Source organism: Pantoea vagans (assembly GCF_001506165.1).
GTDB lineage: Bacteria > Pseudomonadota > Gammaproteobacteria > Enterobacterales > Enterobacteriaceae > Pantoea > Pantoea vagans_C.
Window position 1 is genome coordinate 3,943,954 of the sequence record NZ_CP011427.1, and the last position, 14,088, is coordinate 3,958,041.

Here is a 14,088-nt window from a genome sequence, read left to right on the forward strand (position 1 = left end):
CGATTTGAACCAGCAAGAAACCGTAGCGGCGTGATTTATCACGCAGATTTGCAGCGCAATAAATTGCGCCGCTACGGTTCACATTGACGATTACTGCGGATACGCGACCCAATCCCCACCGTTGAGACGTATCCAGGGTTTACCCTGATACATCATCACCACGGCGTTATCGTTTTCTGACACCACTGGCGATTGCGGTAAATTATCTGCCAGTACCGACATATTCACGTTGGGTGCGTTAAACACCTGTCCATCCACCACGCGCGAAATAATCTCGGAAATCGCCAGCAAACTGGTCGGCGTATCAATGGTCAGCGGTTGGCCTTGATGCGGTGCCTTCATGCCAACAAACTTAATGCCCACCGGCACATGAGTAATACTTGGGCTGGGGATATCGCGCAGACCTGACATCTGCATCTTATCGCCCTGCAGCGCAGCACCGTGTTCGGGCACCACCAGCACCATCACACGACGACCGGATTTCTCCAGATTAGTCAGGAAAGTATCCAGCTGATCAAACAATACCTTCGCGCGCGGTTGCCAGTCGGCGGTGCGCGTGCTGCCCAGCTCACGCGTGCCATCATGCAGCGGAATCAGGTTATAGAAAGTGGCACTGCGCGCGTCGCTACTCTTGGTACGATCGTCAAGCCAGCGCTGCATAAGCTGCCCATCATTAAACACCGTCGAACCGTCAAACGAGGTCAGCTCCGGCGCAATTCCCGCCTGCGACATCAGCGGTGCTTGTAGATTGCCATCTTCGCGCAACTCTTTGAGGTAATTACCAAACACGCCGGTGTGGTCCATCATCAGCTCTTGCTTAAAGCCGAGCTTCGCCAGGTTATCAAACAGATAGCAGCGCTGATCGGTGGCTTTATACAGATTGGTATGCGACGTCTGGCCGCAGCTGGCACGCAGCAAACGAATCCCCGCCGGGCCGCTGTAGCCGGTGGCAGAGTTGTAGTTATTCAGCACGATATCAAAATGCTTCCACAGCGGATGGTCTCGCAGTTGCGCCACATCCAAATCTGACCACGACAGGGAGCAGATATTGATCACCAGGATATCAAACGGCTGCGAGTCCGCAGGCAAGGCATCCGGGAAGTGGGTGACGCGTTGGCGCTCACTGTCGTAGAAGCGATTGAGCCATGAAGTCAAATTGGCACTGGTCGGTGGCGCCGATTGATCCAGACCATCCGGCGCCTTAGCCGTGGACGGTTTGTCATTCAACGCCACTTCAGGCGTGGCGGCCTTGGTCGGCAGTAAATTCATTGCCGGTCCGGCTATCGTCAGCACGTTCAACCAGATCAACATCAGCGATACCAACACGGTAACGCGAATCCACTGGGCCACGAACAGGTACAACACCAGCAGCACAAAGCCGGTGCCGATCATCTCCCAGTTAATAAAGCGATCCAGCAGGTCGAGCAGGTAAGCCGATGAGAATCCAGCTAGCTGACTGCCCTGACTCATGATCGAATCGGGCCCTGGCAGCCAGGTATCGTGCCAAAACAGCGCAAAGCCAATCGGCAGCGAAACCCAGTGACGTATGCGATGCAGACGGCGTGACGGCAGCGGGAACAGCAGCCAGGCCAGAAAAACCAGATTGCTCAGCGCGTGAAAATTAAGATAGCCGTACCACAACAGTCCAAATTTGATCAGGAAGTAGAAGTTCCAGCCGCCGAGACCGCGCCACCACGAACCGTGCAGCGTCGAAGGTTTAGTATCACTCATTACGCTTTGGTATCCGTTTTAGCGGGTTTGCGTTGCCACTGCCCTTCCGATTTCAGCGCACGCGGCGGCAGCAAACGCATCAGCAAGCTGGTGCTGCTGCGCGGTAACCAACGCACAAACAACGATTTCAGGAACAGCAAAATTAATAACAGCAGGATCGCCACCTGCACCCAATCCATCAGCGTCATCAGTGGCGATCTCCATCAAGGTTGAGAATAAACGGTTGGGGTGTTTGCGCACTGCGCCTCTCAGCAACCGCCGTCGGACGGGTCGAGGGTAAATCCACCGAAGCCATCTGCACTTCACGTTGTGCCACCGGGGTCAGCTGGCGAATCTTATGCACTTCCGACAGAATCTGATTGTCCTCAAACCACACCACGCGGTTACTGAACAACTCATCATGCGGCAGTGAGAAAATCGACTTCAGCGCAATATCCAGATCGTTAAAGCGACAGGAGGATAAGAACAAATAGATGCGGTCATTAATCAACGTCACTAAATCACCAAAGCGACGCGGTTTACACAACGTCAGAACCTGCTCCGGCTTCAACTGAGGGACGGGACGCAATGCCACCATCAGTCCTTTGTCATTTTCCGGCAGCAGCGTGTTGCCCATTAGCTGCTGCACGGCGGTGCAGAAGTTCTCCAGCGGCAGATAGCCTTTCTGCTGTAGCGGTTGCAGCGCCTGCATCAAGGCCGAGAGATTGGCCGGCACGTGACGGGTAAATTGCTGCCCCTGAATCCCCTCCAGCGTGGTGAGAAAACGCGATAAGGTGGCTGCCGTCGGCACAATGGCATTTACCCCACAAGCCAGCAAAAGACGCTCATCACTGTATCTAAGACTGGTACTGATTTCGCGCACCACAATCTTCAGCGTATTACCCCGTGAACGGCGCAAACTGTGGACCATCTTCGCTAAGGTATTGATATCCTGATTATGGGCCAGGCTAAAAATGACAGTTGCCGCATTCGCCTGCTGAGCACGAGAGAACACCCCTTCATTGTCGCTAAACAGTTGCCACTGGCTGGACAGCGGCGGTGCACCTTCTAACACCCCTTCTTGCGCCAGGAATTGATTTTCATCATTCAGGCTGAGCGGAGTATGTTGTTCCGTTTCATTGGCGGCACAAAATTGATTATCAGTGCAACTGAGTCGGATAGCGCGGTCCGCCAAAAGTTTGTCTGCGGAGTACCACCAGTTAATTCGGTATTGCCAGCTATCTTGTTGAAATTCTAAATGCGCGACACCATCAAGTTGGCGAAAATAACGCTGAAGATGATTACGCAAGTGAATAATTGCCGTGCCCGAGGTGATCAATAGCAAGGTGATTTGTTTTTTGATTAACAAACGACGCATGCGTTTAACCCATTGCGTCAGTTCATCCTCGGATAATTTACTCCACAGTGCGGCGTTGCTGTAAAACAGCACGAGGCCACTACGGCTATTCAGCACGCGGGAAAAATCATTCTCAAGGTGTTGCAGGCTGGCTTTATTGGCCGGCAAAGAAAATAACGGGATACGCGCTGGACCAGAGACAGGATCGGGAGTGAGCAGCGCTTGTGGCTTCTCATCTGCGCTGACCAGGGTTGCCGCCTGCTGATGGCTAACCACCTGACGCAGCAGTAATCTGGCATCTTCCTGACGCTGACTGGTGATCCAATAAAACCCTGGATTCTGTAGTGTAATTAATTCCTGCTGAACCTGTTGTAGGCCAAGCGCGTAGCGATTTTTCATATTTGTTTCACGATCAGAACAATCCAGGCTAGTTTAATATAGACGACGACGATTGGAACTGCTGAAATAAATAAAACCTGCGCTATCTCAAATCACATTGATTTTTGCATGGTGCCTGCTTTTCTTCCGGTCTAGACTTTACAAAAAATAAAACCACAATTCATCCGTTGCTGTTTTTGGTGGCAAGAAAGTAATGAAAACTGAGAATGCCTTTTCGCTGATCGCTTCCACCAGTGAGGATCAGGATGACATTAATGCGTTGAGCGAAGCCTTTTCTTTAATGGCCTTTCGTTACATTGATATTGCCCGCGAAGAGCGCCTCAATTCTCTGCTCACGCGCTGGCCGCTATTGCATGAATTAACTGCCTTACAGGAACCTGAACGCTAATGCCGGTTATTGCCTTACAAGGATTGCGTGGTGGTTGCGGTGCAACCTCGCTCAGTGCGGCACTCGGCTGGGCACTCAACGCGTTGCGGGAATCAGTGTTAGTCATCGATTTTTCTGCGTCAAATCAACTGGCTGCCCATTTCAACTTGCCTCTCACTCATCCACAGGGCTGGGTGCCCGCCCTGCTGGAACAGCAGCCGTGGCAGCAGTGTGCGCAGCGTTATCAAACCGGGCTCGATTTTCTGCCGTTCGGCACGTTAAGTCATCATCAAACGTTAACCTTGCAAGCGGCGGATGAGCATTTTGCTGCACCACTGCTTAACGCGCTCCCGGCCCTGAAAGCGCATTATCGTTGGGTGATCCTCGACCTTCCAGCGGATCTTCAACCCTGGCAGCGATCTTTTGCCCATGCAGCCGATCGATTGCTGCAAGTGCTATCGCTGGATGCCAACTGCCAGCTACGTTTGCATCACCCACGCTTCCTGCCGCATACCCTGTTTTTGATCAACCAGTTCAACGCCAACAGCCAGCTACAACAAGATCTCCATCAACTGTGGCTGCGCACGCTGAAGAATCTTATTCCACAGGTCATTCATCGTGATGAAGCGCTGGCCGAGGCGCTGATGATGAAGCAGCCGGTGGGCGAATATCGCCCCCATGCGCTGGCGAGTGAGGAGATCAATACCCTGGCGAACTGGCTGCTGCTGAATGTTGCGGGTGGTCACGCGTGAATCCGTTGCGCTGGCTTTTGGTTCCGCAGGCATGGCAGGCGCTGCAGCGTCGCGCCCGTACAGCACGTCAGCACGGCGCAGGGCGTTTAACCGTGGCGTTGCACCTGCTGTGGTGTGTGCTGGCCTGGTCGCTGCTGCGACTGGAAACGCCCGGCTGGCAACGTATTCTGCAACAGCGTCAGCGCTACTATCCGCAAATCTCACCGCAGCGCCCGCGTCCGTTAGATGCGCTGCGCTACGCGCTGCAGAGTCTGTGGCTGCTGCTGGTGTTGCCACTCGACAACAGCGCGCGCAGTGAACGTAAACGCTTCAACGCATTTAGCTCACTGTTTCGCTGGCGTCAGCAGTTTTATCAATGGTTGGGCACGCTGCCTGCACGGGTAGCGAAAACCGGTTTGCATCTGCGCACCGAGCAACAACTGCAAAAACTGCCCGTGCGCGTGCGTCAGTTGCTGTTTATCACCGCTGCGATTGTCGCCAGTCTGCTGGCGTTACTCTGTATTTCACAGCCGTTTGGCATCACCACCCAGTTTGTTTTTGTGCTGCTGTTGTGGGGTCTGGCGATGATGGTGCGCCGCGTGCCGGGCCGCCTCTCGACTATCATGCTGATTGTGTTGTCGCTGACCATTTCCTGTCGCTATTTGTGGTGGCGTTACACCGAAACCCTGAACTGGGACGATCCGCTGAGCCTGACCTTTGGTCTGCTGCTGATTGGTGCCGAAACTTATTCGTGGTCGGTACTGGTGCTGGGTTATTTCCAGACGCTGTGGCCACTCAATCGCCAGCCGGTGTCAATGCCCCCTGAAATCACTACCTGGCCGAGCGTCGATATTCTGGTGCCGACGTATAACGAGCCGCTGAGCGTGGTGAAACCGACCATCTACGCAGCCATGGGCATCGACTGGCCGCAGGACAAACTCAATATCTACATTCTTGATGACGGCACACGGGAAGAGTTCCGCGAGTTTGCCGCCAGCGTAGGCGTCAATTATGTGGTGCGACCCACCCATGAACACGCCAAAGCGGGCAACATCAATCACGCACTGAAAGTCGCCTGCCGCAGTGACTACGTGGCGATATTTGACTGCGACCACGTGCCAACACGCTCCTTCCTGCAACTGACCATGGGCTGGTTCCTGAAGGATCACCGTCTCGCGATGCTGCAAACACCGCATCACTTCTTCTCGCCTGACCCGTTCGAGCGCAACCTCGGCCGCTTCCGCCAGACGCCCAACGAAGGCTCGCTGTTCTACGGCCTGGTTCAGGACGGTAATGACACCTGGGATGCAGCGTTCTTCTGCGGCTCCTGTGCGGTGCTGCGCCGTACAGCATTAGATGAGATTGGCGGCATTGCAGTGGAAACCGTGACCGAAGATGCCCACACCTCACTACGCCTGCATCGTCAGGGTTACACTTCGGCGTATATTCGTATTCCACAAGCCGCCGGCCTGGCGACCGAAAGTTTGTCCGCGCACATTGGTCAGCGCATCCGTTGGGCGCGTGGCATGGTGCAGATTTTCCGTCTCGATAACCCGCTGTTTGGCAAAGGGTTAAAGCTGGTGCAGCGCTTATGCTACGCCAACGCCATGCTGCACTTCCTCGCCGGGATTCCACGCCTGATTTTCCTGCTGGCGCCCTTGGCCTTCCTGCTGTGCCACGCCTACATCATCTACGCCCCCGCGCTGGCGATTGCGATTTATGTGCTGCCGCATATGGTGCACACCAGCCTGACGAACTCGCGCATTCAGGGACGCTGGCGTCACTCGTTCTGGAGTGAAGTGTATGAAACCGTGCTGGCATGGTACATCGCGCGCCCGACCACCGTGGCGCTGTTTAATCCGCACAAAGGCAAGTTCAACGTCACTGCCAAAGGCGGTCTGGTGGAAGAGCGCCATCTCGATTGGGTGATCACCAAGCCTTACATGATGCTGGTGCTGTTGAATATCGCAGGCATCGGCATGGCCTTCTGGCGCATGGCCTACGGCCCCGCCAACGAAATGCTCACCATTTGGGTCAGCCTGGTGTGGGTGGTGTACAACATGATCATCCTCGGGGGGGCCGTGGCCGTCTCGGTGGAAGCGCGCCAGATTCGCGAAGCGCACCGCGTGGAGATCGCCATGCCGGCGGCCATCGCCCGTCAGGACGGCCATATGGTGCCCTGCACACTGCGTGACTACTCCGATGGTGGCGTGGGCGTCGAACTGCGTGAAGCAGATGCCCTGAAGGAAGATGAACCCGTCTGGCTGCTACTGCGCCGTGGTCAGCAGGAGTTCAGCTTCCCCTGCCAGGTACAGCGCGTGTTTGGCCGCCGTGCCGGTATTCGCCTGCATCAACTCTCGACTCGCCAGCATATTGAATTTATTCAGTGTACCTTCGCCCGCGCCGATACCTGGGCGCTATGGCAGGACGGCTTCCCGGAAGACAAACCGGTGCAGAGCCTGGCAGACATTATGATACTGGGCTTCAAAGGCTATTTGCGCCTGGCGGAGTATGGCCCTGCCCCGCTGCGCCGACTTTTCCAGGTACTGACAGCGTTAGTCAGCTGGCTGGCTTCACTGTTACCACAGGGCATTCGCCACACCCCTGCGGCAATCAAAACCGATTTCACTTAAGTTGATGATAAGACCATGACGAGAAAACTGAGCTGGTTTACCGCCCTGTTGCTGGGCACTGCCACGCTGGCGCAGGCTGCGCCACAGCCTTCAGCGCCCGAGGCACCTCGCGCCGCCGCACAGACGCCGCTCCCGGTGGTTGCTCAACCCCTGGATGTGAATGCGCCGCTGCGCGACAGCCAGCTGCTGTTCAATCAGGTCGCGCCGCCACCCGGCAGCATGACGCTGCGCGGCACGGAACCCACCAGCCAGATCGAGTTTGGGGTGCGCAGTGACGAAGTGGTGACGCGTGCTTTGTTGACGCTCAGTTATCGTCCCTCTCCGGCGCTGATCCCCACGCTGTCGCAACTTAAGGTCTATCTCAACGATGAACTGGTCGGGCTGATCACCGTCACCGCTGACCAGTTGGGCAAAGAGAATCAAACCCAGCTGCCGATCGATCCGCGTTTTATCGGTGATTTCAACCGTGTGCGTCTTGAGCTGGTTGGGCATTACGCTAACGTGTGTGAAAACCCTGCCAACAGCACCATCTGGATGGATATCGGCAAAGAGAGCAAACTCGATCTGACGCTGCAAAAACTGCCGCTGAAGAACGACCTCTCGCACTTCCCGGAACCCTTCTTTGACGCGCGTGATAATCGGCCTTTGCAGCTGCCGATGGTGTTCAGCAACCAGCCAAACCTGGTACAGCAGCGCGCCGCCGGTATTCTGGCTTCGTGGTTCGGTAGCAAAGCCCAGTGGCGTGGACAGTCTTTCCCGGTACTGTATAACCAGTTGCCGAAAGATCAGCATGCGGTGATTTTCGCCACTAACGGTCATCGCCCTGACTTCCTGAAAGACCTGCCGCCGGTGGACAAGCCAACGGTGGAGATGGTGAGCCAGCCCGACAATCCGTACGAAAAAATGCTGCTGGTGCTGGGCCGTGATGATAACGACCTGCTGACCGCCGTTGAAGGTATCGCGCAAGGTGAACTGCTGCTGCGCGGCGATACGTCCACCATCGACAGCGTCAAACTGCTGGCCCCACGCCAGGCCTACGATGCGCCAAACTGGGTGCGCACCGACCGCCGCACCACTTTTGCCGAGCTGACGCAATATCAGAACCAGCTGCAGGCCGACGGCTTGCAGCCGAACCCTATCAGCCTGACGCTGAACCTGCCGCCCGATCTGTTCCTGGTGCGTGCACGCGGCATCGATATGGATCTGATTTACCGCTATACCTCGCCGATTCAGCAAGACGGCTCGCGTTTAGCTGTACACCTGAACAATCAGTTCATGCAGGATTATCCGCTGACGGTAAAAGATACCGCCGGTCAGCAGCTGATGCGCATTCCGCTGATGCAAGGGCTGCAAGACAGCAACCGCCAGTTGACCATTCCGGCACTGCGTCTTGGCGTGGTGAACCAACTGCGCTTCAGCTTTGACTATGCCAATACCTTTATTGGCGGCACCGCCGATGGTCGCTGTGAAACCGTCACTGCCGTTGGTCACCACGTGGTGATCGACGATCACTCCAGCATCGATTTCTCCGGCTATCGCCACTACATCGAGATGCCGTCGCTCGGTGCCTATGCTAACGCCGGTTTCCCTTACAGCCGCTACGCCGATCTCGCGCAAACCCTGGTGTTAGTACAGCCGAAGCCGAATAACGGCGAAGTCAGCACCATGCTGAATGCCTTGGGTGCCATCGGCGCGCAAACCGGTTACCCGGCACTGCGCGTGCAAATGAGCGATAACTGGCAGCAAGCCAAAGACAAAGATGCTGACCTGCTGATGATCGGCGGCATCCCGCAGGATCTGCAGGATGATAAGAAGATCAACTTACTGGTCGAGGCGGCACGTAGCTGGATCAACATGCCTACGCGCCCGATCACCGCGCAGAATGTGCCGGTCTCAGACAGTGACCGCAAAGTGGAAAGCCAGACCGGTATCAGTTCACGCGGCCCGATGGGTGCGATTGTTGGATTCCAGTCGCCGTTTAACGATCAACGTAGCGTTGTCGCCTTGCTGGCTGACAGCCCACGCGGCTGGGATTTACTGAATAACGCGCTGCTCGACAGCGGAAAACGTGCTGCCGTGTTCGGCTCTGCCACCATCGTGCGGGAATCGGGCGTCACCAGCGTGCGCGTGGGCGACACCTACTTCGTCGGCCATCTGCCATGGTGGGAACGCTTGTGGAATATGCTGGCAACTCATCCGGTGTGGCTGGCGATTTGTGCCGTGGTGGTGGTGATTCTGTTTGCACTGATGGCATGGCGTCTGATGCGCATGGTCAGCCGTCGCCGTCTGGCCGAGCTGGATGATGATGAATAAACTGCCACTTGGGCTGCTGATTGCCAGCATCCTCGCGGGCCCCGGCGTGGCAGCCGATGGCCCGCAGGTTTCGCCGGTCGCGTGGCTGCTGATGCAGATCCGCACCGGTGAATCCACCAACAAATACGACCTGGTGCAGCAGTCACTCTATCGTCTGGAAAAAATCGATCCGGACAATCCACAGGTGCTGGCGGCGCAAATCCGCATGGCACTGCGTCAGGGCGATCAGGCCAAAGCGCAGACGCTGCTGGATGAATTGAAGAAAGTGGCGCCCGATGACATCGCCACACGGGAATCCGAAACCGGCCTGCGCTTGATGAGCGCGGAAGGTCGCCAGCAGCTGCAACAGGCACGCTTGCTGGCCACCGCCGGACGCGTAGAGGAAGCTAAAGCGGCCTGGGATGCGCTGTTCCATGGCGTCTTCCCGGACGTCAACACCGAGCTGGAATACTGGCGTCTGGTGGCGCGTTTACCGGGCCAACAGATCACCGCTTATCGCCAGTTGCAGGGGCTGGAGCAGCGCTATCCCGGCAATATCGGCGTAGAACTGCAGCTGGCACGCATGGCGTTTGATAACAATCAGCCGAATGAAGCGCTGAAGCAACTGCGCAGCCTGGCCAATCGTGATGGCGGACGTGATGCGGCTTCAGAGCTGTGGCTCCAGCAGATCCAGAATCAACCGGTCAGCGACCGCACTGTGGCCAGCCTGCAGCAATATTTGCAGGTGTTCACCTCGGGTGATGCCCAGCAGCGCGGCCAGGAAGAGCTGGCACGGCAGCAGAAATTGCTGGCCGATCCAGCCTATCGTCAGCGTATGCGTGGTTTGGCGCTGGTGGATGCGGGCGGCGGGGCCGGTGCGATTGCCTCACTGAGCGCAGCGCTGAAAGCCAACCCCAATGATGCCGAACTGATGGGTGCCATGGGCCAGGCGCAGGCGCGTGCCAACAATCGCGCGGCGGCCATCAGCTGGCTGCAAAAAGCCATTCAGGCCGGGCAAGCCAGCACTCAGATTGGCAAATGGCAGTCCCTACTGCAAACCAACCGCTACTGGCTGGCCATCAATAATGGCGATGACGCGCTGAAAAAAGGCGATCTCTCTGGTGCAGAACGTCAGTATCGCAGTGCGCAGGCCATCGATAATCGCGACAGCTGGGCGTTGATTGGCCTGGGCGATGTGGCTCAGGCACGCAAAAATGAGGCGCAGGCGGAACAGTTCTGGCAACAGGCGTTGCGTCTGGATCGCAGCAATACCACGGCGGTGAGTCGGTTGGCTGGGCTTTATCAAAGACAATCTCCCGCACGCGCCATGGCGTTTATCAATTCCCTGCCTGCCGCACAGCAGCGCTCCCTCGCCGATACCCTGCGTTCGCTGCGCAGTGACAGCCTGCGTGCGGAAGCCGATGCGCTGGCACAACAAGGCCAGTGGCATCAGGCGGTGGTGAAATATCGTCAGGCGGCGCAGGACAACCCTAATGACATCTGGCTCTCTTACCGCTTAGCCGGGGCGCTGCGTAACAGCGGCGCAGAGGCACAAGGCGCACAAGTGATGGACGCCATGGTGCGCCAGCATGCGCAGGAACCCGCCGCACTCTATGCGTGGGCGCTGTGGCTCTCCTCTGGCGATCAGGATGATGCGGCATTAGCGGCACTGCATCGCCTGCCTGAAGCGCGCTGGGACAGCAATATGCATGAGCTGGCCGATCGCTTAACCCAAGACAAAGTCTTCGCCCAGGCCAGCGAACTTCGGGCCAATGGCAAGGAACACGCGGCGCTGGCACTGTTAAACCAGCAGCCCGCCTCACAGCGACGTGACATCACGCTGGCCGACTGGGCGCTGGAGCGGGGTGATGCCCAATCCGCGCTGAACGGCTATCAACGCGTGCTGCAACAGGATGCGCAGAACAATGATGCGGCATTAGGCCGCATTGAAGCGTTAATCGCCCTTAAGCGCACGCAGGAAGCGCGGCAGGCATTGCACGCCCTGCCGCCAAGTGTGGCGCAGCAAAATATCAACAGCGGAAGACGCGTGGCACTGGCCTGGCAAAACAGCGGCGACAGCGTGCGAGCGCAGCAGCTGCTGAATGATTTAAAAAACCGTGTGGCCAAAGAGCCGCCGTCGCAGAGTAAAGCGCTGGTGTACCGCGATGCCGCACGGCTGGAAACCCCTGAGCTGGCGCAGCAGGATTATCGCAAGGCGATGGCCGCCAGCGGCATCAGCCATGATGTACCGATGAGTAATGATGACTACACCCGCCTGACGCGCAATGACGACCAGGATGACTGGCTAAAACGCAGCATTCGCAGCGATGCGGCCGACCTGTATCGTCAGCAGGACACCACCTTCACGCTGGAGCAGGATTACTCACGCGATAAGGGCAACGGCGGCACGTCTGATTTTACCGCGCACACCACCATGATGCAGGCGGAGACGCCTTTCGCAGATGGACGCAGCTTTGTGCGCGTCGATCACGTATTGGTGTCTGCGGGGACTTTTTCGACCACCGACGGCAGCCACAGTGAACGGTTCGGCAGCTGTAATGATGATAACTCAGGTGGCTGTAGCCGCGACTTCACCCAGCGCGATGAAGGTACGTCAATTGGTGTCGGCTGGCACAATGACCGCTGGTCAGGAGACATCGGCACCACACCGCTCGGCTTTGAAGTCACCAACTGGGTGGGCGGTTTAAGCTGGAAAACCGATGTGAAAGATATTGGCGTGACCTTCACCGCTTCGCGCCGACCGATTTCCAGTTCGCTGCTGGCTTACGCGGGTGCCCGCGATCCGTCCGCCAATGGCGGGAAAACCTGGGGCGGCGTCGTGGCGACCGGTGGCTCTATTGGGCTGAGTTACGATCAGGGCGAGGCCAATGGCGTGTGGGCCGATATCAGCGCCCATCAAATTACCGGTGAGAACGTCGCGGATAACAGCCGTGAACGTTTGATGGCGGGTTATTACTACAAGCTGATCAACGAGAACAACCGCCGCGCAACCATTGGCCTCAACAGCATGCTGTGGCATTACCAGAAAGACCTCAGCGACTACACCTTCGGCCAGGGCGGCTATTACAGCCCGCAGCAATATTTTTCGCTGTCGGTGCCGATTACCTATCGTCAACGCACCGAAAACTGGTCCTATGATCTCGGTGGCTCGGTGTCCTGGTCGCAATCGCAAACCGATGGTCAGCAGCGCTATCCGGTCAATCCTGGCTTTACGCTGGCATCCAATCCCACCTCTGACAGCAGCTCAGGTAACGGCTTCGGTTATACCCTGCAAGCGGTGGTGGAGCGCCGTCTGACGCCGCACTGGTCGGTAGGCCTGGCGATGGATATCCAGCAAGCCAAGGATTACACCCCAAGCCATGGGTTGATTTACATGCGCTATTCCATGGCAGGCTGGAACGGGGATATGGACATGCCGCCACAGCCATTGGAGCCGTACGCGGATTTTAAATAAGGGTCTGCACGGGGAATGAAACCGGTCGGCATGAATGCCGACCCTACGCGGATGACGATTGTAGCGTCGCCATTTATGGCGACCGGTACGTCATCCGCACGCTGTGATTGTTAACGCTTCTCTTGATACGCCAGCCACGTCAGCAACTGCAAACTGGCCGAGAAGTAGTTCTGATCCGGCGCTAAATGGTCGCTAAGATAACCGGTTTGGTTCAGGGTCAGATCGCGGATAGCCAGCAGCCCACCGTCCATATTGTATGGCGCAGGGGTATTGGCGAGCACATCAAACCAGGCTGGTGTGGTCATGCGACCATAGCCCTGCCAGACACGCTGGAACGGCACCAGACGTAAGCTCTGCGGATCGTACCACCAGATATTCAGCGGGATACGAATCGCGTCATAGCTGAAGCGGTTGGAGTACCCCACCGCAGGCGCGACTGAACCATCGGCGTTCAGCGCCACCCAATCCAGCGGCAGGCCGGTTTTGCCGAAATGCATATCGCCCAGCAAATCCATCCCGTCATCGATCAAGCTGTTCCACACGCGCAGATGGCTACGATCGGCAAACTCTTTCCATGCCGCAAACAGGAAATAAGAGGGATTCAGCACCACATAGCTGTTTTTGTTGAACCCTTGTGCGCCAGGCAACATCACCGTGCGCCCACCAAAGGTGATCACGTTCTGTTTGACAATAGCCCGCTGAATACGGTCAGAGGTGGACTGATAATCACCGCCCCACTTCTGCCCTGCACGTTGCAGCGCCCATGCAATCAACACATCGCCATCGGACGCGTTGTTTTTATCCGCAATCGGATTGGCTGCACCTGGCGTGTAACGCCAGTAGAACAGATCATTCTGTGGATTGCGTAAATGGCTACGCGTCCACTGCCACAGCTTATCAAAAGTGGCACGATCGTCGTTTGCCACCGCCAGTAACATGCCGTAGCCCTGACCTTCGGTGTGGCTGACATTGTTGTTAGCCGTATCGCTGATACGGCCATCGCTGCTCATAAAACGGCTTTTAAAGGTACTCCAGCCGTCTGCGGCCGCCTGGGCGCTAAAAAACATCACCATGAAACACAGCATCCATTGACGCCAGAACCGCATCACTTTCATCACAGCATC

General features: G+C 56.8%; 9 protein-coding genes. 5 read left to right on the top strand and 4 right to left on the bottom strand.

What is annotated here, in order from left to right:
• Nucleotides 1–90: 90 nt before the first annotated feature.
• The 3 genes from bcsG to bcsE are packed head-to-tail and all read right to left on the bottom strand — an operon-like array spanning nucleotide 91 to nucleotide 3,466.
• On the bottom strand, nucleotides 91–1,731 hold the full coding sequence (bcsG, locus tag LK04_RS18255; RefSeq protein WP_039329175.1) for a cellulose biosynthesis protein BcsG: 1,641 nt from the start codon (nucleotides 1,729–1,731) through the stop codon (nucleotides 91–93).
• The gene (gene bcsF / locus LK04_RS18260; protein ID WP_039329173.1) at nucleotides 1,731–1,919 is read right to left on the bottom strand and encodes a cellulose biosynthesis protein BcsF; all 189 of its coding nucleotides are present in this window, start codon (nucleotides 1,917–1,919) and stop codon (nucleotides 1,731–1,733) included. Before bcsF ends, bcsG begins: the two co-directional genes overlap by 1 nt.
• Complete coding sequence (gene bcsE, locus LK04_RS18265) at nucleotides 1,919–3,466, bottom strand: cellulose biosynthesis protein BcsE (protein ID WP_039329171.1); 1,548 nt, start codon at nucleotides 3,464–3,466, stop codon at nucleotides 1,919–1,921. The genes bcsF and bcsE overlap by 1 nt, the downstream gene beginning before the upstream one ends.
• A 193-nt stretch (nucleotides 3,467–3,659) precedes the next feature.
• Between bcsE and bcsR the strand changes: the two genes are divergently transcribed.
• Genes bcsR through bcsC form a run of 5 tightly spaced genes read left to right on the top strand, consistent with a single transcriptional unit; the run spans nucleotide 3,660 to nucleotide 12,964 of the window.
• Nucleotides 3,660–3,854, top strand: coding sequence for a cellulose biosynthesis protein BcsR (bcsR, locus tag LK04_RS18270; protein ID WP_039329169.1), 195 nt, complete (start codon nucleotides 3,660–3,662; stop codon nucleotides 3,852–3,854).
• Entirely contained in the window at nucleotides 3,854–4,585 is a 732-nt protein-coding gene (bcsQ, locus tag LK04_RS18275) for a cellulose biosynthesis protein BcsQ (RefSeq protein WP_039329168.1), read from the top strand. Before bcsR ends, bcsQ begins: the two co-directional genes overlap by 1 nt.
• Nucleotides 4,582–7,197, top strand: coding sequence for a UDP-forming cellulose synthase catalytic subunit (gene bcsA, locus LK04_RS18280; protein ID WP_039329166.1), 2,616 nt, complete (start codon nucleotides 4,582–4,584; stop codon nucleotides 7,195–7,197). Before bcsQ ends, bcsA begins: the two co-directional genes overlap by 4 nt.
• Before the next feature lie 15 nt (nucleotides 7,198–7,212).
• Nucleotides 7,213–9,510 carry a cellulose biosynthesis cyclic di-GMP-binding regulatory protein BcsB gene (gene bcsB, locus LK04_RS18285; protein ID WP_039329165.1) on the top strand — a complete coding sequence of 766 codons (2,298 nt, stop codon included), beginning with the start codon at nucleotides 7,213–7,215 and terminating at the stop codon, nucleotides 9,508–9,510.
• Entirely contained in the window at nucleotides 9,503–12,964 is a 3,462-nt protein-coding gene (gene bcsC, locus LK04_RS18290) for a cellulose synthase complex outer membrane protein BcsC (protein WP_071885757.1), read from the top strand. The genes bcsB and bcsC overlap by 8 nt, the downstream gene beginning before the upstream one ends.
• Nucleotides 12,965–13,074: 110 nt before the next feature.
• Here the strand turns inward: bcsC and LK04_RS18295 are convergent, their stop codons facing one another.
• Nucleotides 13,075–14,079 carry a glycosyl hydrolase family 8 gene (locus tag LK04_RS18295; RefSeq protein WP_039329160.1) on the bottom strand — a complete coding sequence of 335 codons (1,005 nt, stop codon included), beginning with the start codon at nucleotides 14,077–14,079 and terminating at the stop codon, nucleotides 13,075–13,077.
• Nucleotides 14,080–14,088: the final 9 nt, after the last annotated feature.

What these genes read in the sequence shown, in the direction of transcription:
- bcsR (WP_039329169.1), top strand. Translation starts at nt 3,660, where the DNA reads ATGAAAACTGAGAATGCCTTTTCGCTGATCGCTTCCACCAGTGAGGAT.
- bcsB (WP_039329165.1), top strand. Translation starts at nt 7,213, where the DNA reads ATGACGAGAAAACTGAGCTGGTTTACCGCCCTGTTGCTGGGCACTGCC.
- bcsF (WP_039329173.1), bottom strand. Translation starts at nt 1,919, where the DNA reads ATGACGCTGATGGATTGGGTGCAGGTGGCGATCCTGCTGTTATTAATT.
- bcsC (WP_071885757.1), top strand. Translation starts at nt 9,503, where the DNA reads ATGAATAAACTGCCACTTGGGCTGCTGATTGCCAGCATCCTCGCGGGC.
- bcsG (WP_039329175.1), bottom strand. Translation starts at nt 1,731, where the DNA reads ATGAGTGATACTAAACCTTCGACGCTGCACGGTTCGTGGTGGCGCGGT.
- bcsQ (WP_039329168.1), top strand. Translation starts at nt 3,854, where the DNA reads ATGCCGGTTATTGCCTTACAAGGATTGCGTGGTGGTTGCGGTGCAACC.
- LK04_RS18295 (WP_039329160.1), bottom strand. Translation starts at nt 14,079, where the DNA reads ATGAAAGTGATGCGGTTCTGGCGTCAATGGATGCTGTGTTTCATGGTG.
- bcsE (WP_039329171.1), bottom strand. Translation starts at nt 3,466, where the DNA reads ATGAAAAATCGCTACGCGCTTGGCCTACAACAGGTTCAGCAGGAATTA.